Consider the following 24,163-nt stretch of genomic DNA (forward strand, 5'->3'; position numbering starts at 1 on the left):
CCTCGGGTGGCCTCGAGTGGGCCTCGGGTGACCTCAGGTGACCTCAGGTGAGCGCGCCGGCGAGGGCGCGCGCGGTGCGGCAGCGGAAGACGGCCTCGATGTCGACGTCCCGTCCCAGCACCACTTCGATCCGGCCCGCCAGGCGCAGCGCCGTCAACGAGTCGCAGCCGAGGTCGAACACGTCGTCGTCGGGGCTGACGACGTCGTGTCCCAGCACCTCCGCGATCAGCTCGCACAGGAGCCGCTGCGGCCCGGGTCCGACGGCCGACGGGGGCGGGGACGTCAGGAAACGTTCCGTCGGGACCGTCAGCGATCTGGGCAGCTCGGCGAGCAGGGCCTGCAGTTGGACGGCCATCTGCTGCGCGAGGTCGGCGTCGAAGAGGTCGGGGCGGTAGCTGACCTCCAGGTAGAGCCGCTCACCGGGGACGGCCATCAGCTTCAGCGGATAGTGGTAGGCGTCGTGGCCGGTGATGTCCAGCAGCCGCAGGTCGTCGTCCGGGCCGCTCGGCATGCTGTCGGCGTTCGGATAGTTCTCGAAGACGACGCAGCTGTCGAACAGCGTCCCCAGGCCCGCGACCCGCTGGATGTCGGTCAGGGCCAGGTGGTGGTAGGGGATGAGCTCGGCGTGCTTCTGCTGGAGGCGGTCGAGGAGGTCGCCCACCGGCTCGGCCGGGTCCAGCCGCACCCGTACGGGCACGGTGTTGATGAACAGGCCGACCATTTCCTCGACGCCCGGGAGTTCGGCCGGCCGTCCCGAGACCGTGGCACCGAAGACGATGTCCCGCTGCCCGGTCCGACGGTGCAGGCACAGGGCCCACGCCAGCCGGACCAGCGTGTTGAGGGTGACTCCGTGGCGGCGCGACATCTCGTACAGCGCGGTGGTCCCCGCCTCGGACAGCTCGACGGCGATGCGCTCCGGGAGCGCGCGCACCCGTGCGGTGTCCTCGTCCGGAGTGACCAGCGTGGGCTCCTTCAGGCCCGCCAGCTCCTCCATCCAGGCCGCGCGCGCCTCGTCGAGGTCCTGCTCGGCCAGCCACCGCAGGTAGTCGGGGTAGTGGACGGGCTCGGGCAGGACGCTCTCGTCGCCGGCGTGGTCGTACAGCGCGAGCAGGTCGCGCAGGACCAGCGAGCTGGTCCAGCCGTCCACGAGCAGGTGGTGCATGCTCAGCACGAGCTGGTTGCGGTCCTCGGCCAGGGCGATCCGCGTGCAGCGCATCAGGGGTGGCAGGGCGGGGTCGAACCGCCGCCGCCGGTCGGCGTCGAGCAGCGCGTCCAGCCGCTCCGCCTGGGCCTGCGGGTCGAGGCCGGTCAGGTCGTGGGTGTGCCAGGGCATCGGGACCGGGTCGGGGATGACCTGGACCGGCTCTCCCGACCGGAGCTGGAGGAAGCCCGCGCGCAGCATCGGGTGGCGGCGCAGCACGGCGTCGCACGCTGCCCGGAACCGCTCGACGTCGAGCTCGCCCTGGACGTCCAGGGAGATCTGCACGTGGTAGACGTCCAGGTCCCGGCTGTCGTACCGGGCGTGGAAGAGCAGCCCCTCCTGCATCGGCGTCATCGGCAGTACCTGGGCGAGGGTCATGCCCGTGCGCGAGCTGAACCGGGCCAGTTCCTCCTGGTCCACGTCCCCCGCGCCCTGCGGGAGTGCGGAAGCGGGACGACGCGTGGTCCGCTCGGGATCCGTCCCGTACGCCACCAGTGCGCGCAGCGCCGCGAACCAGAGCCGGGCCAGCTCGTTCAGGTCCGCCTCGGGCAGGACCAGGCGGGCCCACAGCCAGTGGGCGACCAACCGGGGGCCCGACGGGCTGTCGGTGACCGCCGCGTTCAGCTCGATCACGTGCGCCATCGGCATCCGGGGATCGGCTCCGACGGGCAGCGCGTCCGACTCGGGCGCCAGGTCCCAGTCGTCCTGGCCCGCGCCGCCCTGCCGACCGAGGTAGTTGAACCCGATCTGCGGGGCCGGGTGCGCCGCCAGTTCGGCGGCCGTGTCGGGGTTGAGGTGGCGCAGCAGGCCGAAGCCGATCCCGCGTCGGGGGACCGCGGCGAGCTGCGCCGTGATCCGGCGCACGGCCTCGCCGAGACGCGCGTCGGCCGGGTCGCCGACGGGCGTCCAGTCGCCGGTCCCGGCGTCGATCCGTACGGGGTACAGCGAGGTGAGCCAGCCGACGGTCGCCGACAGGTCGATGTCCTCGGCGATCTCCTCGCGGCCGTGTCCCTCGACGTCGACGAGGACCGCGGTGTTGTCGGCCGGTTCCCGGCGGCCGCGCCGCCAGGCGGCGACGGCCAGGGCCAGGCCGGTGAGCAGGACCTCGTTCGTGCGGGTGCCGAAGGCTGCCGGGACCGTCGTGAGCAGCGGCGCGGTCAGGTCCTCGGGGAGGGTGAGGCTGAGTTCGCCGGCCGTCGCGTAGACGTCGCGGGACGGCGAGAGCGCGGCGTCGGTGAGCGCGCCGCCGCCGGCGCCGAGGGTCCTGCGCCAGAAGGGGAGCTCGCCGAGCGCGGCGGGGGCCTTCGCCGCCGCGCGCAGCGTACGGCTCCACTCGCGCAGCGGGAGCGGTACCGGTTCCAGCCGGGGGGCGGCGCCCGCCACCGCGCTCTCCCAGGCGGTGTACAGGTCGGTCAGCAGGATGTGCCAGGACACCGCGTCGACGGCCAGGTGGTGGACGGTGACGAGCAACCGGCCCTGCCCGCCCTCGCCGGCGTCGAACCAGGTGACCCTCAGCATGGCGCCGTCCCGGGGGGCGAGCGCGCCGGCGTCCTCCCGGGCGCAGGCGGCGATCCGCGCGTGCAGGGCGTCGGGGGCGAGGCCCGAGACGTCGACACGGCGCACCCGGTCCCGCTCTCCCGCCGGGTCGGCCGGCCGCGGGGACTCCAGAGGCTTCAGGGGCTCCAAGGGTTCCAAGGGCTCCAGGGCGAGGGACCCGTCCGCCCGCAGGCGTCCGTTCAGTGCCTCGTGGCGTTCTACGACGGCCCGTACGGCGAGGGTCAGCGCCTCGGTTCCGAGCCCGGACGGCACGCGCAGCAGCGTCGACTGGTGGTAGGCGTCGGCCGTTCCGCCGAGCTCGCGCAGCCAGTGCATGATCGGCGTGGCGGCGCTCGCGGTGGGCGCCTCGTCCGCGGTGCGGGAGCCGCCCGCCGTGTCCCCTTCGCCGCGCCGGCGCAGGAAGGCGGCGAGGGCGGCGGGGGTGCGGTGGGTGAAGACGTGCTTGGGGGTCAGCCGCAGCCCCGCCTTGCGAGCACGGGCGACCAGCTGGATCGCGGTGATCGAATCACCACCCAGAACGAAGAAGTCCGACCCCGCCTCCACCCCCTCCACACCCAGCACCTGAGCGAACAGCCCGACGAGCGTCGCCTCCGTGCCGTCGGGCGCCGCGGCGGGCCGCTCGGTGGCGGTGTCCGCCGTGCCGCCCTGCCCGCCGTCCCGCCGGTTGTCCGGCGCGCTGCCCTGTGACAGGAACGCGGCGAGGGCGGCCGGGGTGCGGTGGGTGAAGACGTGCTTGGGCGTCAGCCGCAGCCCCGCCTTGCGAGCACGGGCGACCAGCTGGATCGCGGTGATCGAATCACCACCCAGAACGAAGAAGTCCGACCCCGCCTCCACCCCCTCCACACCCAGCACCTGAGCGAACAGCCCGACGAGCGTCGCCTCGGCGGTGTCGGACGGCCGGGGGCCCTGCGCCTGCGGGCGCTGCGGGCCCGGCGTCGCCGCCGGGCCCGCCTCCTCTTCCGCGCCCGGTTCGGGCAGCGCCGCGCGGTCGACCTTCCCGTTGGGCGTCAGGGGCAGGGCGGGCAGCGTGACGAAGGCGCTCGGGACCATGTACGCGGGCAGCCGCGCCGCGATCCGCTCCGCGAGCGTGCCCGGTTCGGCGTGCCCGTCGGCCGGGGCGACCACGTACGCCACCAGCCGGGGCGCCCCGAGCCGGTCCTCCCGGACCACGACCGAGGCCTGGGCGACGGCGGGATCGGCCGCGACCGCGGCCTCGACCTCGCCCAGCTCGATCCGGAAGCCGCGCACCTTGACCTGGTCGTCGGACCGGCCGCCGTAGACCATGACGCCGTCGGGCCGCCACCAGGCGATGTCGCCGGTGCGGTACATCCGGGTGCCGGGCGCGCCGAAGGGGTCGGCGACGAAGCGGGACGCGGAGAGCCCCGGCCGGTTGACGTAGCCGCGGGCGAGTACGTCACCGCCGATGTACAGCTCGCCGGGGATGCCCGCCGGGACCGGGCGCAGGAAGGCGTCCAGGACGTACACGCGGGCGTCAGGGACGGGCCGGCCGATCGGCACCGCTCCCCGCGGCAGCGGGTCGCCGGGCTCCAGGCGGTACTCCATGCAGCCCACGGTCGCCTCCGTGGGGCCGTACTCGTTGACGACCGTCACCCCCGGGTGGCCGGCGCGCCATCCGGTCAGCGCTTCGCCGGTCAACTGCTCGCCGCCGAGGACGAGTTCGCCGGTCGGCGAGTACCACTCCTGGGAGGCGACCAGGACCGGCAGGTGGCTCGGTGTGGCCTTCACGAAGGCGGGCGCCCGGCCCGCGGATCCGAGGGGGGCGTCGAAGTCGTCCAGGTCGACGACGCGTACGAGACCTCCCGCGAGCAGCGGCCCGAAGATGCCGGTGACGGTGAGGTCGAAGGAGGGGGGCGAGTGCACCAGCGCCTGTTCGGCGAGGCCGGGGTAGGCCGTACGGGCGAAGGCGAGGTAGCCGTCGACGGTGCGGTGCTCCACCGCGACGCCCTTGGGGCGGCCGGTCGAGCCCGAGGTGTAGATGACGTAGGCCGTGTCCGCGAGCCTGACCGGCGCGCCGCGCTCGGCGTCGTCCATCCGGTGCCCCGCGAGCAGCGCCAGTTCGGCCCGTACGGCGGGGTCGCGGACCGGGACCACGGACGGGTGCCCGGCGAGCGCCGGATGGGCGGCGTCGGCGCAGACGACGACCGACGGAGCGGCGTCGTCCAGCATGAACGAGATCCGCTCCTCGGGGTATCCGAGGTCGATCGGCACGTACCCGGCCCCCGCCTTCAGGGCGGCGAGCAGGGCCACGATCAGGTCGGTGGAGCGCGGCAGCGCCACGGCGACCAGGTCACCGGGCCGCACTCCGCGCTCCCGCAGGAGCCGGGCGAGCCGGTTGGACGCCTCGTCGAGCTCGCGGTAGTCGAGGGTGCGTTCCGTGTCGGCCACGGCCGGCGCCGCCGGGGTGGCGCGCGCCTGCTCCTCGAACCGCTGCGGGAGTGTCGCCGGGGTGCGGCCGGGAGACCGGGGCGCCCGCGTACCGGGGTGGCGGCCCCAGTCGCCCAGCACGCGGTCCCGCTCCGCGGGGGTCAACAGCGGGATCGCCGCGACGGGGGTGGTGGGGTCGGTGAGGAAGGTGTCGATCAGCAGCCGCAGCCGGGAGCCGATCAGCTCCATGCGGTCGGCGTCGAACAGGTCGGTGCGGTAGTTGAGTTCGAGCCGCAGGCGGGGGCCGGGGACGGCGAAGACGCTCAGCGGGTAGTGGGTGGACCCGGTGATCTCCTGCTGTCCGGTCGCCTCCGTGTCCCCCTCCAGCATGGCCACGCGCAGGCCGGGGACGATCTCCTGTACGGAGGCCCAGTCGAAGGGCGCGTTGCCGAAGCCGGTCGAGGTGTCGAAGAGCGGGCCGAGTCCGGCCAGCCGCTGCACCTCGGCGAGCCCGAGGTAGTGGTGCGGGTCGAGCCCGTACTGCTCGTCCTGGATCCGGAGGAAGAGGGCGGCCATCGACTCCGCGGGGTCGATCCGTACCCGGACCGGGACCGCGTTCATGAGCAGCCCCACCATGGAATCGGCGCCGGGCAGCCGCGTCGGGCGGCCGTGCACGGTCTGGCCGAAGACCACGTCGTCCCGCCCGGTCAGCAGGCAGAGCACCAGCGACCAGAGGCCCTGCACCACCGTGTTGAGGGTGAGGCCGTGCCGCCGGGCGCTCGCGGTCAGCGCGTCGGTGGTGTCCTCGGGGAGCGTCACGAAGGTCAGCCCGGGCATCGCGCCCGCGCCCGCCGCGGGTACGCCGGGGGCGACGAGCGTCGGCTCCTCCAGGCCCTGGAGGGCGCCGCGCCACGCCTGTTCCGCCGCCGGGCGGTCCTGCCGGGCGAGCCAGCGCAGGAAGTCGGAGAAGGGCGTGACGGGATCGAGCCCCGCGTCTCCCTCGCCGGCGCCCGCGTACAGCGCGAGCAGGTCCCGCAGCACCAGCGGCAGCGACCAGCCGTCCAGCAGGATGTGGTGGTACGTCAGGATGAAGGCGTGCCGCCCCGGCGCCAGCCGGATCAGCGCGAACCGCATCAGGGGCGGCGCCGTCATGTCGAAGCGGCGCAGCCGCTCCTCCTCCAGGAAGGCCATCAGCCGTTCCCGGCCCGCCGACTCGGACTCCTCGGACAGGTCGAGCTCCGTCCAGGGCGTCTCCACCCCGCGGCGGACCAGTTGGACCGGCTGCCCGTTCCCGCGCAGCCGAAAGCCGGTGCGCAGGATGGCGTGACGCGCGAGCGTGGCTTCGCAGGCTGCCCTCAGCCGCTGCGCCGACACCTCGCCGCGCAGCTCGAAGTCGGCCTGGATGTTGTAGACGTCCACGTCCTCGGAGTCGTACAACGCGTGGAAGAGCATGCCCTCCTGGAGCGGAGTGAGGGGCAGCGCCGACTCGATGGGTGACTCTTTCACTTCGTTCACTGAGAGGGATTCCCCGTAAGCGGTCGGCGTGGACTGTGGTGGGTGGCGGGCTGCGAAATGGGGGGCGTGGCAGACTCGGCCGATGTGGTGATGCTCCCCCACGGCCGGGGAGCCGGACAGGCACTGGACCGGCAGCTTCCCTGCCTGGACCCGGCCCTTCGGCCGGTGCCCGGTGCCGGTCAGGGCAGGGTCGCGACGAGGGCGCCCAGCGCTGCGGCGGCACCGGTGAAGAGGTAGTCGTGGCCGCCCGGCAGTAGCCGGACGGTGAAGTCGGCCGCGGCGCAGTCGCGCCAGCGCTCCAGCTGCGCCCCGCTCACGAGCGGGTCCTCGGCGCCGCCGAGGACGTGCAGCGGGCAGGTGACCGGTTCCGGTCCTGCGGCCAGGTAGGTCTCGGTGAGCGCGAGGTCGCGCCGGACGGTACGCAGCGCGTACCGCAAGTACGCCGGGTATCGGGCGAGGTCGGGCGGGAAGCCGCCGAAGCCGTCCAGCCAGGCGAGCAGGCCGCTGTCGTCCAGGTCCGAGATCCGCTTGCGCACGGGGGTGTGCGGCGCCCGCGAGGCGGACACGAACAGTGCGCGGGGCGGGGTCAGACCGCGCCTGGCGACGCGTACGGCGATCTCGTAGCCGAGGAGCGCGCCGAAGCTGTGCCCGAAGAGCGCGTACGGCTCGTCGAACTCGTCCGAGATGCCGTCGATCACGGCGTCGGCCAGCTCTTCGAGGGTGTCCGGCAGGTCCTCCGCGCTGCGCACGCCCCGGCCGGGCAGCTCCACGGTCGCGAGCTCCACGCCGGGTGGCGGTACGAGGCGCCAGGGTGCGAACGAGCCGGCGCTGCCGCCCGCCTGGGGCAGGCAGATCAGCCGCAGCCGTGGTTGCGGCGGGATCACCCGGCCGACGATCCACGGAGAGTCGTGAGCGGGGCGGGTGAGGGGGGCGGCGGCATGGGTGCGCATCCCGCTCCTTCCGTCGGCCGGTGCTTCGGGGGCTGGAGGTGCCCTGGGGGCTGGAGGTGTCGTCGGGGCCGGCTACTGCCCGTTCCCCTCATCGTGGGGCGGAGGTGACGTCGGGGCCAGGCACGGGCACCGGCAACCGGTCTGCCGCCAAATTGCCCCGCCGGTGCCTGGAGAGGCGCTCCGCGCGGCGCAAAGACTGACGGTCAATCATTCTGTTCCGCGCCGAGGGGTGGATCTCAATCCCATGACCACAGTTCCCGACGAGGCGTCCGACACGACGCTCTTCACCCTGGATTCCGTCAAGACCGACCTCATGGAGGTCGATGCGATGTTCCAGGCCTGCCTGAACTGGAACTACGGGAACCGCGACACCCGTGTGTGGAGCCTCTACGAGAAGAACAAGGTCAACCAGTGGAACGCCACCACCGACATCGACTGGGACCACGACGTCCACTTCGGCGCCGAGCTGTCCGAGGAGAACGGTTCCAGGCTCGCCTCCTTCGTGGTCGGTGACGGCAGCCCCGTACCGCGCGAACTGCTCACCCAGTTCCGCTGGGAGTACCAGGCGTGGATGTGCAGCCAGTTCCTGCACGGCGAGCAGGGTGCGCTGGTGACCACGGCGCGCCTCGTCGAGACCGTGCCTGACCTGGACGCCAAGACCTACGCCGCCTCACAGGTCGCCGACGAGGCGCGGCACGTCGAGGCCTTCGCGCGGTACGTCGACGAGAAGCTGCAGTCCGTGTACCCGATCAACCCCGGACTCAAGACGCTGCTGTACGACCTGCTGTCGGAGTCCCGCTGGGACATCGTCTACCTCGGCATGCAGGTGGTCGTCGAGGGCCTGGCCATCACCGCGCTGCGGCTCGCGAGCAGCGGTTTCGGCGATCCCGTGATCCGGCAGATCACCAAGCTGGTCGCGCAGGACGAGGCCCGGCACATCGCCTTCGGGGTCACCGCGCTGACCGGCATGTACCAGCAGGTCACCTCGGCCGAACTGCGCGAGCGCGAGGACTTCCTGCTGGAGGCGATCCAGCTGATGTCGCGCCGGTTCATGCTCCGTGAGGTGTGGGAGCGGATGGAACTCGACGTGAACAAGGGCCTGCACTTCGCCCGGACCAACCCGATGATGGCCACTTACCGGCAGATGCTGTTCCAGCAGGTCATCCACGTGCTCCGACAGCTGGACATGCTCTCGGACCGCGTCAAGGACCTGCTGCTCGCGGAGAACCTGGTGCGGCCGGAGGCCATGCGGATCCGCTGAGGCCGGCCCGTTCGAACCCGGCCGGAAGCCACGGTGCCCGAGTCGGACGCGTTCACACCGCGTCCGCTCGGGCACCGTCACGTCGGGGGGCCGCCGTCACCGCCGCGCCGCGCGGAAGCTCTTGACGGCGGCGCTCGCGCCGACGAGGAGCACGATGACCGCCGCGCCCGTGTAGACCTCCTGCGTCAGCCCGTTCGAGCTGGCGTCGGCGAGGAACCGCGGGTTGAGGAACATCTGGCGGTGCAGGATCCAGGCCAGCGGCAGCGCGAACACCGCCTGGGTGACGGCGTTCAGGCCGGCCAGTGGAACGGTCCAGCCGCGCGCGGCCACGCGGGCCAGCGCGACCGCCAGCATTCCGGCGAGACCGACGAGGACGGGCCAGATCCAGCCCGACCACAGGGCCGGGTCGAGCACCTCGATCTCCTCGCCGCCGCCGGTGCGGTAGGGCCGCGCGAAGTGCTGCCACCCGATCAGTGCGATCAGCAGCGCGTCCCACGCCACCGCGGCGTAGGCCGCGACGCCGCCCTTGTCCGGCTGCCGTACCTCGGGCAGGTCGTCGAGGGTCCAGGTGGCGGTACGGGCCAGTGCGCCGTCGCGGTTGCGGACCCGCTCGGCCACCGCGAACGCCAGGGTGAGCACGGCGATCAGCTGGGCGCCGACCGTGAGCACCGTGCTGATGCCGGCGCCGACGGCCGCGGCGGCGTCGTGCGTGTCGGCGAGTTCCATCAGCGCGAAGACGATGGTGATCACCGGCAGCACGGAGGTCAGCAGGACGACCAGCAGGCGGACGTACATCGGGTAGAGGTCGGGCCCGATCAGGGCGAGCGGGCGGTCCGTGTAGCGGGCGGCGTACCGGATGGGGTCGCCCATCTCGCTGAGCACCTCGCGCTCCGCCGCCTGGAGGGCGGCCGGGTCACGCGCTTCGATGGTGTCGGCGATCGTGGCGCGGAGCTCCTCGGCGATGTCGTCGCGCTGGTCCGCCGGGAGGCGCCGGACCACCTCGTGCACATAGCGCTCGGTGAGCGTGGTGGTGCTCATCCATTCTCCTTGGTCAGTCGTGAGATCGAGGTGACGAGGTCCCGCCACTCTCGGACCAGGCCGGTGAACACCAGGGAGCCGTCGGGGCTCACCCGGTAGAACTTCCGTGGCCGGGACTCGTCGGTGTTCCATTCGCTGGTGAGCAGGCCTTGTTTCTCCAGCCGGCGCAACAGGGGGTAGAGGGTGTTGCCGTCGACGGTGACCCCGGCGCCGTTGAGCGTCTCGAGGAGCGCATACCCGTACTGCGGCTCCCTGAGCAGCGCCAGGCAGGCCAACACGACGGTCCCGCGGCGGAGTTCCTGGGACTGAGCGAGAGTCAGTTCTTCTACGGACACGAGAGACACCATACTGTGCGCCGCACACTAATGCCAGTGAGACAGCACAGTGCGACGGTAAGGGTGACGCCGCCGACCGGGTCGGCGGCGTCACCCCGCCGCGTCACCGCGCGGTCAGCGGCTCCGTGGTCCCGGAGTACTCCCCCGCGCACAGCGCCTTCCAGATCACCCGGCGGCGGGGCTTGCCGCTGGAGGTGACCGCGATGCCGCCCCGGGGCAGCTCGACGGCCTCCAGGCGTGCCTCGCCGAGCCACTCGGCCAGGACCTCGTGGGCGCTCTCCCGCCAGCCCGGCTGTACGCCGCCGAACACGGCCACGCCCGTCGGCGCGCCGTCACGGACGCCGAGCAGGACGGCGACGCGGCGCTCGGGGATGCCCCGCTGGTGCAGCAGGGTCTCCAGGCTCTCGGCGAAGACCATCTTCCCGTTCACCTTGAGCCCGTCGCCGAGCCGGCCGATCACGAACAGCTGCCCGTCGCGCACGAATCCCGCGTCACCGGATTCGAGCCCCTTCTCCGCGAGGCTGGTGCCGGAGGCGGAGCCGGCGTCGCCGACGTACCCGTTCGCGATCGACACCCCGGTGACGACGATCTCGCCGACCTGGCCGTCCGGCAGCTCCTCGCCGTCCTGCGACACGATCGTCACCGTCCGGCCCTCCAGGGGACGGCCGCAGCCGACCACCGCCGTTCCGGCGAGGGACGCGGCGTCCCCGTCGTCGGGCACCTGCGTCGTCCAGCCTTCGCCGGGACGCAGGCCGGTCACCGCGAGGGTCGCCTCCGCCCCGCCGTACGCGGGCAGCAGGGCGCCGCGGTCGAGGCCGTGCGGCCCCAGCAGCGCGTGGAACTCCTCCAGGACCTGCGGGTCGACCCGTTCCGCGCCGATGATCACGGCCCGCATCGAGTCAAAGCGCAGCCCCTCCAGCTGGGCCGGCTTGACCCGGCGCAGGATGTACGCCAGCCCGAAGTTGGGCATGCCCGTCATGGCGGCGCCGTTCTCGCTGACGCAGCGCAGGTACCGCAGCGGCGAACGGATGAAGTCGTCGGGCTGCATCATCCAGCCGTCGCAGCCGGTGACGACCGCGTTCAGCAGGAAGCCGACGAGGCCCATGTCGTGGTGCACCGGCAGCCAGCTGATGCCGGGGTGCTCCGGGGTCCAGCCGATCCAGCGGCGCATGCCGGTGAGGTTGGCCCGCAGGGCGTCGGCGGAGATCCGCACGCCGCGCGAGAAGCCGCTCGACCCCGAGGTGAACTGCAGGAGAGCGATCTCCGGCAGCGGCAGTGGCCGCTCCAGCGGTGCGACGCCCGCGACGAGTTCCTCGAAGACCTCCGGCTCGGTCAGCCCCGCCCCGGCGGTGACCTTGCGGATCCGCTCCAGCGACTCGTCGTCACAGATGGTGTACCGGGGCCGGGCGGTCTCGAAGAGATGGCCCGCGTGCTGCTCGTACTCGTCGGCCCGCTGGAAGGCGAACGGCGGGGCGATCGAGCACGGAGTCGCGCCGGCGGCCAGCGCGCCGAAGAACCCGGCGACGAAGCCCGGGCTGGAACGCAGCACCAGGCCCACCACATCGCCCTCGCGGACGCCCTTCGCCCGCAGCGCGGCGGCCGTCCTCAGCACCAGTTCGCCCAGGTCGCGGTAGGACCAGAAGTCCCAGTCGTCCCCGCGGTTGGCGTAGTACAGGCCGCGCTCGGTGGACGCCTCGTCCAGCCACGCGAGCAGACCCCGGTCCGGGATTCCCAACGTACTTGTCCTCTCCAGGAGTTCACGGCACGTCCGGTACGCACGGGGGTGCGGTGTCGTGCCCGGATGCTGCGCATCATCGCCACGCGCTCCGGGCGGCCACCAGGCAAGCGGCCGGTAACTCCCGCCGGGCCGGGCGGCATTTCGACCAGCACCCCGATTGCCGGTCGGTTGCCTGGCGGGCGGCCGCGCGGGCGATGCAGCATTCGTCGCGAGATCCGAGCTGCTGACCCGCCGGAGTGCACGAGAGAGCGGTTACCCACCCGATGACTTCACGCGACGCCGAGAACGGTCTGCTTCCGCTGACGGCTGCCCAGCGAGGAGTGTTCTTCGCCCAGCGGCTCGACCCCGACAACCCCGCCTACAACACCGTGGTCGTCATGGAGATCCGGGGTCCGGTGGACGGCGGGCTGCTCCGGCGCGCGATCCGCCGGGCGGAGGGCGAGAGCGGGACCTTCGACGTCGAGCTGGTCGAGCGGCCGGACGGGCCGTACCAGCGGCCGGTCGCGCCGGGCTGCTCGACGTGGCGGGAGCTCGACCTCAGCGCGGAGCCGGAACCCTTCGCCACGGCCCGCGCGCTGATGGACCGCGACCGCGCCACCGCCCTGGACCTGCTCGACGACGCGCTGTCCGCGCACGTCCTCATGCGCGTCGGGGCCGACCACTACCTCTGGTACCAGCGCAGCCACCACATCCTGTCCGACGGCTACGGCTCGATGCTGCACTCGCGCAGGATCGCCGCCGTCTACGAGGCGCTCTCGGCGGGGACCGAGCCCGCGGGCGAGCCGCTGGGTCGGCTCCAGGCGCTGCTGGCGGACGAGGCGGCCTACCGCGACTCGGCGGAGCACGCCGCGGACACCGAGTACTGGACCCGCGTCTTCGCCGACCGGCCGGAGACCGTCAGCCTGGCGCCGGGAGTGCCGACGAGCGCCGCGGGGATCGCCCTGTCCGCGACCACGGCGCTGGCGCGGACCGAGCTGCGCGCGCTGCACACCGCCGGACGGGCCGCCCGTAGCCCGTGGACGGTGGCGATGCTGGCGGCGGTCGCCGCGTACCTGCACGGCATGACCGGGGCCCGCGACCTGACCATCGGTGTCCCGGTCACCGCGCGGCTCGGCGCGAACTCCCACAACGTGCCCGGCATGCTCTCCAACACGCTGCCGCTGCGGCTGACCGTCGATCCCGCGCTGAGCCGCACCGAGCTGGTCCGGCACGTCGCGCGGCGGCTCGGCGAACTCCTCACGCACCAGCGCCACCCGTACGACGAACTCCGGCGCGACCTGCGGCTCCTCGGCTCGAACGAGCAGCTCTTCGGCGTGCTCGTCAACATCATGCCGTCGGGCTCCGAGACCCCGTTCGCGGGGCGCGAAGCGGTCCTGACCGCGCTGTCGGGCGGACAGGTCTGCGACCTCAACATCACCTGCCATCCCGGTCCGGACGGTCACGACCTGCGGATCGAGTTCGAGGCCAACCCCGACCGCTACACCGCCGGGGACCTCGCCGAGCACCAGGGCCGGTTCATCGACTTCCTCGGCCGGTTCCTGGCCGCGCCGCCGGACCTCCCGCTCGCCCGGGTGGACGTCACGACGGCCGCCGAACGCGGCCGGGTGCTCGCCGCGGGCGCCCGGACCGCAGAAACGATTCCTCCGACGATCGCGCCCCAGACCTTCCCCGAACTCTTCGAGGCGCAGGTCCGCCGGACACCGCACGCTGCCGCCGTGCTCTCCCCCGCCGGCAGCGTCGACTACGCGGAGCTCAACGCCCACGCCAACCGCCTGGCCAGGGCGCTGATCGAGCGGGGCGCGCAGCCCGAGCGCCTGGTGGCCGTCGCCCTGCCGCGCGGCGTCGCCGCGCTGACGGCCGTACTCGCCGTGCTGAAGTCGGGCGCCGCCTACCTGCCGGTCGACCTGGACTACCCGCGGGCCCGGGTCACCGGCATGCTCGACGACACCGCCCCCCTGCTCCTGCTGACGACGCGCGCGGCCGACGACGGGACGCTCGCCCCGGGCGTGCCGCGGCTGTACCTCGACGACGCGGACGGCCCCACCGCCTCCGCGGCGGCCGGGCTGCCCGCCACCGACCTCGGGGACGGCGACCGCCCGGCACCCCTGCTGCCCGGACACCCGGCCTACGTCATCTACACCTCCGGCTCGACCGGCCGCCCCAAGGGCGTGGTCGTCCCGCACACGGGCCTGGCCGCTCTCGTGCGCCAGCAGACCGCCGCCCTCGCGGTGACGCCCGATACCCGTCTGCTGCAGTTCGCGTCGCCCAGCTTCGACGCGTCGGTCTGGGAGCTGTGCACCGCGCTGCTCACCGGCGCCTGCGCCGTCGTCGCCCCGGCCGAGCGGCTGGCCCCCGGCCGCGAACTGGCGGACCTCGTCGAGGAGACGGGGGTCAACTGCCTGCTGCTCGCTCCCTCCGCGCTGGCCGTCATGCCCCCGGACGGACTGCCCGAGGGCGTCACCCTGGTCGTCGGCGCCGAGGCCTGCTCGCCGGACCTGGTCGCGCGCTGGTCTCCGGGCCGGCGCATGGTCAACGCGTACGGGCCCAGCGAGTCGACGGTCATCGCCACCATGAGCGAGCCGCTGTCCGGGCGGATCGTGCCGCCCATGGGCCGCCCGGTCCTCGGTACCCGCGTCCGGCTGCTCGACGACGCGCTGCGGCCGGTGCCCCCGGGCGTCGCGGGCGAGTTGTACCTGAGCGGCGACGGACTCGCCCGCGGTTACCTCGGCCGCCCCGGGACCACCGCCGAGCGGTTCGTCGCCGACCCCTTCGGCGCGCCCGGTGCGCGGATGTACCGGACGGGCGACGTGGCCCGATGGACGGCGGACGGCGCTCTGGCCTACCTGGGCCGCGCCGACGGCCAGGTCAAGGTGCGGGGCTTCCGGATCGAGCTGGGCGAGGTCGAGGACGTCCTCGCGCGGGCGCCGGGCGTCGGCAGGGTCGTCGTGATCGTCCGTGAGGACCGTCCCGGCTTCCGGCAGCTCGTCGCGTACGTCGTCCCCGCGCCGGACACCGACGCCATCGGCGAGTCCCCGGCCGGCGGGCCGGACCCGGTCGCGTGGCGCGGGTTCGTCGCGCGACGCCTGCCGGAGTACATGGTCCCCGCCGTCGTGATGGTGGTCGACGACTTCGCGCTCACCGCGAACGGCAAGGTGGACCGGCGTGCGCTGCCGGCCCCGCGGTTCGAGGCAGCGGCCGTGTACCGGGCTCCGTCCTCGGAGCGCGAACGCCTGCTCCACGAGGTGTTCGCCGCGGTCCTCGGCAGGCCGCGCATCGGCGTCGACGACAGCTTCTTCGACCTCGGCGGCGACTCGATCGTCTCGGTGCAGCTGGCGGCCGGGGCCCGCCAGGCCGGCCTGGTCCTCACCGTCAAGGAGATCTTCGTCCACAAGACCATCGCGCGGCTCGCCGAGATCGCCCGGACAGCGCAGGACCCCGACCCCGAAGCCGCGGCGCCCCGTACGGAGAGCCTCGTACGGATCGACGCGGACGAGCTCGACGAGCTCGAAGCCCAGTGGGAGACATCACTGTGAGACAGACATCCTTGGAAGCGGTGCTGCCGCTCACGCCGCTGCAGCAGGGCATGCTCTTCCACGCCCTCTTCGAAGAGGGGAACACCGAGGGCGAGCACGTCGACTTCTACAACGTGCAGACGCCCCTGGAGCTGGTCGGGGCCCTCGACGCCGAAGCGCTGCGCGCCTCCTGCGGGGCTCTGCTCGCCCGCCACGGAAGCCTGCGCGCAGGGTTCCTGCAGCGCCGCTCCGGCGAGGCCGTCCAGGCCGTCGCCCGGGAGGTCGAAGCGCCGTGGGAGGAGATCGACCTCTCCGGCTTCGCCGCGGAGGAAGGCCGGCTGCGGCTCGCCCGGCTGCTGACCGAGGACCGCGCCCGGCGCTTCGGCATGACCAAGCCGCCGCTGATGCGGTTCACGCTGGTGCGGCTCGCACCCGACCGGCACGTCCTGGTGATCACCAACCACCACATCCTGATGGACGGCTGGTCGCTCCCGCTGATCCTCGGCGACCTGTTCCGGATCTACCGCGACGGCGGGAAGGCGGACGGGCTGGAACCGGCCGCGCCCTTCCGGGACTACCTCGGCTGGCTCTCGGAGCAGGACCACGGCGAGGCCGAGCAGGCCTGGCAGGCCGCCCTTTCCGGTGTCGACGGCCCGACGCTGGTGGCGAACGGAGCGGCCACCGGCTCCGCCCACCGCGGCCAGCAGCGCGTGGTCGCGCACCTCTCCGAGACCGAGACGGCGCAGCTCATCGCCGCCGCCCGCGCGCGCGGGCTCACCACCAACACCGTGGTGCAGGGCGGCTGGGCCCTGCTGCTGACCGTACTGACCGGACGCCAGGACGTGGTCTACGGCAACACCGTCGCCGGACGCCCGCCGGAGCTCCCGGCCGCCGACCGCATGGTGGGCCTGATGATGAACACCGTCCCGTCCCGGGTACGGATCGACCCCGCCGAGCCGGTGGCGGACCTGCTCTCCCGGATCCAGCACGAGCAGACGGCCGTGATGGGGTACGAGTACCTCGGCCTCGCCGACATCCACCGCGCCGTCGGCGTCACCGAACTCTTCGACACGACGGTCGCCTTCGAGAACGTCCCCGTCGAGCAGGCCGTCCGCACCTCCGTGGTCCCGGGCCTCTCCGTCGCCATGCTGCGGGACATCGTCGAGGACACCCTCGAAGGCACCCACTACCCGCTGAGCCTGGCCGTCCACCCCGGCGACCGGCTCCGCTTCGAACTCAACTACCGCGAGGACGTCTGGACCGGGGAGGCGGCCGCCGACATCCTGTCGCGCCTGTGCGCCCTGCTGCGGGACATCACCGCCCGGCCCGAGCTGCCGGCGGGACGGCTGCCGTCGCGCTCGGCCGCCGAGTCGCGGGAGATCCTGGAGGCGTCGAGCGGCCGGAGCGTCGCCCACGCGGCCCGGATCCTGCCCGAGCTGTTCGAGGCGCAGGTCCGCGCGACCCCGGACGCGTGCGCCGTCGTCGACGGCGTCACCGCCCTGACCTTCGAACGGCTCAACGCCGACGCCAACCGGCTCGCCCGGCTGCTCGTCGCCCACGGCGCCGGCCCGGGCCGGCTCGTCGGCGTCGCCCTGCCCCGTACGACCGAAGCGGTGACGGCGATCCTGGCCGTCCTCAAGTCGGGCTCCGCGTACCTGCCCATCGACGCCGAGCATCCCGCGGAGCGGATCGCGGCGATCTGCGAGGAGGCCGGACCGGCGCTCCTCCTGACCGCCGCCGCCACCGCGTCCGCCGTGCCCGAGGGGGTGCCGGCGCTCCGGGTCGACGAGAGCGTACGGCCCGATGACGCGACGGACCTCGGCGACGGCGACCGCCTCGGCGCGCTGCGGCCCGCCGACCTGGCGTACGCCGTCTACACCTCGGGATCGACCGGCCGTCCCAAGGGCGTGGCCGTCGAGCACCGCAACCTGGTCAACATGTTCCACAGCCACCGGGCGAACTTCTTCGAACCGGAGCGGGCGAAGGCGGGCGGCCGTCCACTGCGCGCCGCGCTCACCAACTCGCTCGGCTTCGACGCCTCCTGGAGCCAGTTGCTGTGGATGGTCGCCGGACACGAACTGCACATCGTCGACGACACCGTCCGCAAGGACTCGCTGGCCCTCGTCGACCACGCGATGGGCGCGGCGATCGATGTCCTGGACACGACGCCGTCCGTCGCCCGGCAGATGCTGGCGGCGGGCATGTTCGAGGCGGAGGGGCAGCGGCACCGGATCTCCACCCTCGCCCTCGGCGGCGAGGAGGTCGGCGACGACCTGTGGCAGGAGTTGCGAGCCGTACCTGGCCTGTCGGTGTACAACCTGTACGGTCCCGCCGAGTGCACCGTCGACGCGATGCTCTGCCACGGCGACGGTTCCGCCCGGCCCTCCATCGGTACGCCCGCCGACAACACCCGGGTGTACCTGCTCGATCCCTTCCTGCGGCCGGCGGCGACCGGGGTGGTCGGCGAGCTGTACATCGCGGGTGACGGCGTCGCCCGCGGCTACCTGAGCCGTCCGGGGCTGACCGCTGAGCGGTTCGTGGCCGACGTGTTCGGCCCGGCCGGCGCCCGTATGTACCGCACCGGTGACCTGGGGCGCCGCCGGGCGGACGGCGTCGTGGAGTACTGCGGGCGCATCGACTTCCAGGTCAAGATCCGGGGCCACCGCATCGAACTGGGCGAGATCGAGGCCGCGCTGGCGGCGGATCCCTCGGTGGACCAGGCGGTGGCGTCGGTGTCCGCCGACAGCGCGGGCGTACGGCGGATCGTGGGGTACGTACGGGCCGCGGCCGGCGCCCGGGTGCGGCCCGAGGCGCTGCGCGAACTGGTCGCGCGGCGGCTGCCGGAGTACATGGTCCCTGCCCTCGTGATGGCCGTCGACGCCTTCGCGCTCACCGCGAACGGCAAGGTGGACCGGCGTGCGCTGCCGGCCCCGCGGTTCGAGGCGACCGCCGTGTACCGGGCCCCCTCCTCGGAGCGGGAACGCGTACTGCACCAGGTGTTCGCCGAGGTCCTGGGCCAGTCGCGCGTCGGCGTCGACGACAGCTTCTTCGACCTCGGCGGCGACTCGATCATCTCCATGCAGCTGGCGGCCGCGGCCCGCCGGGCCGGGCTGGTCCTCACCGTCAAGGAGATCTTCGTCCACAAGACGATCGCCCGGCTCGCCGAGGTCGCCCAGGACGCCGATCCGCAGGCCACGACCGCGGCGGCGGCGCCCGACCTCGGGCCGCTGATCTCCCTGACGGACGCGGAGCGGGCCGAACTCGCCGCCGACAGCGGCCACCCGATCGCCGACGTGCTGCCGCTGACCCCGCTCCAGCAGGGCATGCACTTCCACGCCCTGCTGGCCGCCGACGGCGTGGACGTCTACACCGCCCAGGCACCGGTCAAGCTCACCGGCACGCTCGCTCCCGCCGTGCTGCGCAAGGCCGTCGACGCGGTCCTCGCCCGCCACACGGCGCTGCGCGCCTCCTTCACCCTCCTCAGCACGGGCCGTTCCGTCCAGGTGGTGCACGAGGACGTGCACGTGCCGTGGCAGGAGGTCGATCTCCGCGCACTGGACGAGGACGAGCGCCGCCGCCGCCTCGGGAAGCTGGTCGACGAGGACCGCGTACGGCGCTTCGACCTCGCGCGACCCCCGCTGCTGCGGGTCACCCTGGTCCGGCTCGCGCCCGACGAGCACCTGCTGCTCGTGACCTACCACCACGGGCTGCTGGACGGCTGGTCGCTGCCGCTGTTCTTCCGCGACCTCTTTTCGCTCTACGCCCGTGGCGGGACCGACGGGGCCCGTCCGCCGGCGCAGTTCGCCGACTTCCTGCGCTGGCTCGACGGCCAGGACGAGGAGGCGGCGGCGAAGGCCTGGAGCGAGGCGCTGGCGGGCTTCGACGAGCCGACACTCGTCGCTCCGGACGCCGATGCCGCCACCGCGACCGTGCCCCATCTGGTCACGTCGGTGCTCGACGCCGAGGAGACCGCGGCGCTCTCCGCCGCGGCCCGCGGCGCCGGCCTGACGCTCAACACCGTGGTGCAGGGCGCCTGGGCCGTGGCGCTGGGCCAGCTGCTGGGCCGCGACGACATCGTGTTCGGCGCGTCCACCGCCGCCCGTCCGCCGGAGCTGGCGGGCGCCGAGGAGATCGTCGGCCTGTTCATGAACACGGTCGCGGTCCGGGTCGTACTCGACCCCGCGCGGCCGCTCGACAGGGTCCTGGCCGACCTCCAGGCCGAGCAGGCCGAGCTGCGCCCGTACCACCACCTGGGTCTCACCGAGGTGCAGCGGATCGCGGGCCTGGGTGAACTCTTCGACACCGTCATCGGGTTCGAGAACACCCCCTTCGACGGGGCGGCCATCCAGGAACAGGTCCCGGGCCTGCGCCTCTCCCTCGACGACGAACCCGTGCCGGGCGCCTCCCACTACCCGCTCAGCCTGGTCGTGATGCCCGGCGAGCGGCTGAGTCTGGAACTGAGCTACCGCGCCGACCTCTTCACCGCCGAGGCGCCCGCCGCGCTCCTCACCCGGGTGCGCAAGGTGCTCGACACCTTCGTCCACGAGCCGGCGCTGGCCCTCGGCCGGATCGACCTGCTCACGCCGCAGGAGCGCGGTGAGCTGCTCGGTGCCGCCGCCGGCGCGGAGCGTGAGCTGGCGCGTACGACGTTCCCCGAGCTGTTCGAGGAGCGGGTACGGGCCCGGCCCGACGCCGTCGCGGTGCATGACGGCCCGCTCGCGGTCGGGTACGGCGAACTCAACGCGCAGGCCAACCGGCTCGCGCGGGCGCTGGCGCGGCGGGGCGTCGGCCCGGAGGGCGTCGTCGCGATCGCGCTGCCGAAGTCGGCCATGTCCGTCCTCGCGGTCCTGGCCGTCCTCAAGACCGGCGCCGCCTACCTGCCGCTGGACGTCGACTATCCCCTGGAACGGCTGCGCTACGTCATCGGCGACGCGCGGCCCGACCTGGTCCTCACCACCGGTGGGGCGGCGGAGCTGATGGCCGGGGCGGGCGCGGGGCGGACGCTGCTCCTGGACGGCCCGGCGCCGGTCGCCGGTGCCCCGTTCGAACTCCTCGGCGAGGCGGCGCAGTGGGCCCGTGGCCTGTCCGACGCGGACCTGACCGACGCCGACCGGACGGCGCCGCTGCGGCCCGACACCGCCGCGTACCTCATCTACACCTCCGGGTCGACCGGCCGTCCCAAGGGCGTGCTGGTGCCCCACCGCGGCATCGCGGCCATGGTCGAGCAGCAGCGCGACGGGCTCGCCCTGCGCGCGGACGAGCGGGTGCTGCTGTTCGCTTCGCCCAGCTTCGACGCCTCGGTGTGGGAACTGGCCACCGCCCTGCTGACCGGGGCGAGCGCGGTCACCGCGACCGCCGACGAGCTGCTGCCCGGGCCGGCCCTGGCGGCGACGGTGGCACGGCACGGTGTGACCACCCTGCTGCTCCCGCCGTCCTCGCTCGCCGTGATGCCCGTGGACGGCCTGCCGGCCGGTGTCACCCTCGTCGTGGGCGGCGAGGCGTGCCCGCCGGACCTGGTCGAACGCTGGTCGGCCGGACGCCGCATGGTCAACGCGTACGGACCCACCGAGGCGACCGTCATGGCGACGATGAGCCGTCCGCTGGCGGGCCGCACCGGTCCGCCGCTGGGCGACCCGGTCGTGGGCGCCCGCGTGTACCTGCTGGACGGCGCGCTGCGGCCGGTCCCGGTGGGGGCGCCCGGCGAGCTGTACCTGGCGGGGGACGGCCTCGCGCGCGGCTACCTGCGCCGGGCCGGGCTCACCGCGGAGCGTTTCGTGGCCGACCCGTTCGGCCCGGCGGGCGCGCGGATGTACCGCTCCGGCGATGTGGCGCGCCGCACCCCTGACGGCGTCCTGGAGTACCTGGGCCGCGCCGACCAGCAGGTGAAGGTGCGCGGCTTCCGGATCGAGCCGGGCGAGATCGAGGCGGTGCTGGCGGACGACCCGTCGGTGGCCCGGGCTGCCGTGGTCGTCCGGGAGGACCAGCCCGGCCTGCGGCGTCTGGTGGGGTACGTGGCCCCGGCGGCGGAGGGCCGGCCGGACCCGGCGCGGCTGCGCGAGCGGGTCGCCGCCGCCCTGCCGGAGTACATGGTGCCCGCGGCCGTCGTCGTCCTCGACCGGCTGCCGGTGACACCGAGCGGCAAGCTCGACCGGGGCGCCCTGCCCGCGCCGGACTTCACCGGCGCGAGCGCCGGACGGGAGCCCCGCACCGCGCGCGAGGAACAGCTGTGCGCGCTGTTCGCGAAGGCCCTCGGTGTGGAGCGGGTGGGCATCGACGACAGCTTCTTCGACCTCGGCGGCGACTCGATCATCTCGATCAGGCTCGTCACCCTGGCCCGTGCGGAAGGCCTGGACATGGGTCCCCGCGACGTGTTCAGCCTCAAGACCGTGGCCGCGCTCGCCGCCGCGGTGAAGGAGGTGGCCGCCGATCCCGGCCCGGAGGGCGGGGAATCCGGCCCCGAGGAGCCGCTGCTCGTCCTGGACGAGGACGAACTCGCCGAGTTCGCCGAGGACTGGTCGTAGCCGGCCCGAACACCTGACCACCCCGCACCACCCCGCACCATCGCTGGACCACAACGGCCGGGACCCTGCTCGGCCGGTCCAGTGCGCACCACACGCGGTCCGGCGGCGACGCGCGGACCCCACAGGACCGGACGACGGACGACCCGAGCGGTCACGACCTGGTGAGGACCACCCACATGACGACCTTTTCCCCCGCTGTTGACACCTCCCGCCCGGACGCGGCCGACCGGGACGCCCGCCGGCCCGACACCCCCGTCGAGTACCACCTCGACGCCGAGGAGGCCGCCCAGCTGCGCGCCGCGGCGGCGCAGCTCGGCGACGCCCACGGGGCGCCCGACCTGCCGGAGTTCTACGACCGCGCCCACGGGGCCGAGGACCTGCTGCCTCCCGGACTGCGCTCCTTCCTGCTCTCCTACCGCCGCACCGAGCGGTCGGCGGCCGCCCTGGTCCACGGCTTCCCCGTGGACGACGCCGAGCTGGGCCCCACGCCGGACCACTGGCGCGAGGCCATCCGCGGCAAGGCGGCCGGGGAGCAGGCGCTGTGGCTGGCGCTCTGCGGCATGGTGCTGGGCGACCCATTCGGCTGGGTGACCCTCCAGGAAGGCCGCATCATCCAGAACATCCTGCCGATCCGCGGCGACGAGGACCGGCAGAGCGGCTACGGCAGCGAGAGCCTCCTGGAGTTCCACACCGAGGACGGCTTCCACCCGAACCGCTGCGACTACCTGCTGCTGCTCGGGCTGCGCAACAGCGACCGGGTGCCGACCATCATCGCGTCCGTGGGCGACATACGGCTGGACGACCGCGACCGCGCGGTGCTCGCCGAGGCCCGCTTCCACATCCTCCCGGACACCGAGCACATCCGGCAGCTGGAGACGGCGGCGCCCGGCCACCCCGCGCTGGCCCGGCTGTACGACATGGTGGACCGGCCCACGCCGACCGCGGTCCTCTTCGGCGACCGGCTCAACCCGTACCTGCGCATCGACCGGCCCTTCATGCACGTCGGCTCGGGGGACGCCCCGGCCGAGGCGGCGCTCGACCGGCTCATGGCCGAGCTCCAGCGGGTGCAGCAGGACATCGCGGTGGGCCCCGGCTCGATGCTGCTCGTGGACAACTACCGAGCCGTGCACGGGCGCCGCCCGTTCACCGCCCGGTACGACGGGACCGACCGCTGGCTCAAGAAGCTCACCGTCAGCCGCAATCTGCGGCGCAACTTCAGCGGGTACGCCCTCGACCACCACCGCGTCATCGTCTGAGCCGCACCCCGCCCCGCGTCCCCGCAGAAAGGCAGCACCCGCCCATGCGCACAGTCATCGTGTCCGGCGCGTCCAGCGGCATCGGGCAGGCCACCGCCGAGCGCTTCGCCCGCTCCGGCGACCACGTGGTCAACCTCGACCTCCAGCCGCCGGCTCCCGACGCCGTGGACGGCCCCCGCGAGGGCGGCGGCCACCTCCGCTGGATCGAGCTGGACGTCGCCGACTGGTCCGGCGTACAGGACGCCGTCGACCGGGTCCACGCCGAGCGCGGCCGGATCGACGTCGTCATCGCCAACGCGGGCATCAGCGTCCGCCGCGGCATCCTCGACCTCACCGAGGCCGAGGCGCGGCGCACCCTGGACGTCAACCTGATGGGCGTCCTCGCCCTGTGGCGGCACGCCACCCCCCACATGCTGCGCCAGGGGGACGGCGTCCTGCTGGCGACCGCGTCCGTCAACGGCTCCCGCGGCTACCCGCTCTACGCCGACTACAACGCCAGCAAGGCGGGCGTGGCCTCGCTGTGCCAGACCTTCGCCGTCGAGCTGAGCCCGCTCATCCGGACCGCGTGCGTCGCGCCCGGCGCCGTACTGACTCCCATGCAGCGCGCCGAGTACACCGACGCCATGCTCGACGAGGTCAACGAGCGCATCCCGGCCCGGCGCCACGCCCTCCCCGAGGAGATCGCGGACGTCTTCCACTTCCTGGCCTCGCCGCAGGCCTCGTTCATCTCGGGCCAGCAGTTCGTGGTGGACGGCGCCGAGACGGCGGGTGCCACCACCGCGTTCTTCCCCGGCCCCACCAAGCCGCTGAACTGACGAGGACATCACCATGGACACCCGCCCCGCGCTCACCCCGGACCGGCTCGGCGAGATCGATCTCGCCGAGCCGCAGCTG

The 24,163-nt window shown here is 73.6% G+C and carries 10 protein-coding genes; 5 read left to right on the top strand and 5 right to left on the bottom strand.

The genetic code is table 11. The features are described from left to right. Nucleotides 1–43 precede the first annotated feature (43 nt). Together ACWDYJ_RS09945 and ACWDYJ_RS09950 are read right to left on the bottom strand one after the other, a co-directional pair. Nucleotides 44–6,658, bottom strand: coding sequence for an amino acid adenylation domain-containing protein (locus tag ACWDYJ_RS09945; RefSeq protein WP_451565000.1), 6,615 nt, complete (start codon nucleotides 6,656–6,658; stop codon nucleotides 44–46). A gap of 179 nt (nucleotides 6,659–6,837) precedes the next feature. After that, nucleotides 6,838–7,608, bottom strand: coding sequence for a thioesterase II family protein (locus ACWDYJ_RS09950; protein ID WP_451565001.1), 771 nt, complete (start codon nucleotides 7,606–7,608; stop codon nucleotides 6,838–6,840). 244 nt (nucleotides 7,609–7,852) lie between these two features. Between ACWDYJ_RS09950 and ACWDYJ_RS09955 the strand changes: the two genes are divergently transcribed. Continuing rightward, nucleotides 7,853–8,869, top strand: coding sequence for a diiron oxygenase (locus ACWDYJ_RS09955; RefSeq protein ID WP_451565002.1), 1,017 nt, complete (start codon nucleotides 7,853–7,855; stop codon nucleotides 8,867–8,869). A 96-nt stretch (nucleotides 8,870–8,965) separates the two neighbouring features. Here ACWDYJ_RS09955 and ACWDYJ_RS09960 read toward each other — a convergent pair whose 3' ends face one another. The 3 genes from ACWDYJ_RS09960 to ACWDYJ_RS09970 all read right to left on the bottom strand — a co-directional run bounded on the left by ACWDYJ_RS09960 (nucleotide 8,966) and on the right by ACWDYJ_RS09970 (nucleotide 11,977). Continuing rightward, a complete protein-coding gene (locus ACWDYJ_RS09960; RefSeq protein WP_451565003.1) occupies nucleotides 8,966–9,907 on the bottom strand; it encodes an HAAS signaling domain-containing protein in 942 nt (313 codons plus the stop codon). Beyond that, nucleotides 9,904–10,242, bottom strand: coding sequence for a PadR family transcriptional regulator (locus ACWDYJ_RS09965; protein ID WP_451565004.1), 339 nt, complete (start codon nucleotides 10,240–10,242; stop codon nucleotides 9,904–9,906). The genes ACWDYJ_RS09960 and ACWDYJ_RS09965 overlap by 4 nt, the downstream gene beginning before the upstream one ends. A gap of 103 nt (nucleotides 10,243–10,345) precedes the next feature. Further along, entirely contained in the window at nucleotides 10,346–11,977 is a 1,632-nt protein-coding gene (locus ACWDYJ_RS09970) for an AMP-binding protein (protein ID WP_451565005.1), read from the bottom strand. A gap of 266 nt (nucleotides 11,978–12,243) precedes the next feature. Between ACWDYJ_RS09970 and ACWDYJ_RS09975 the strand changes: the two genes are divergently transcribed. From ACWDYJ_RS09975 to ACWDYJ_RS09990, 4 genes are all read left to right on the top strand, one after another. After that, the gene (locus ACWDYJ_RS09975; protein WP_451565006.1) at nucleotides 12,244–15,513 is read left to right on the top strand and encodes an amino acid adenylation domain-containing protein; all 3,270 of its coding nucleotides are present in this window, start codon (nucleotides 12,244–12,246) and stop codon (nucleotides 15,511–15,513) included. Continuing rightward, nucleotides 15,510–22,013, top strand: a complete 6,504-nt coding sequence (locus ACWDYJ_RS09980) for an amino acid adenylation domain-containing protein (protein ID WP_451565007.1) — start codon at nucleotides 15,510–15,512, stop codon at nucleotides 22,011–22,013. The genes ACWDYJ_RS09975 and ACWDYJ_RS09980 overlap by 4 nt, the downstream gene beginning before the upstream one ends. Nucleotides 22,014–22,189: 176 nt before the next feature. Next, nucleotides 22,190–23,269, top strand: a complete 1,080-nt coding sequence (gene gntD, locus ACWDYJ_RS09985; protein WP_451565008.1) for a guanitoxin biosynthesis L-enduracididine beta-hydroxylase GntD — start codon at nucleotides 22,190–22,192, stop codon at nucleotides 23,267–23,269. Nucleotides 23,270–23,313: 44 nt separating this feature from the next. Then, complete coding sequence (locus ACWDYJ_RS09990) at nucleotides 23,314–24,084, top strand: SDR family NAD(P)-dependent oxidoreductase (protein WP_451565009.1); 771 nt, start codon at nucleotides 23,314–23,316, stop codon at nucleotides 24,082–24,084. Nucleotides 24,085–24,163: the final 79 nt, after the last annotated feature.

Source organism: Streptomyces sp. NPDC003042 (genome assembly GCF_053591315.1).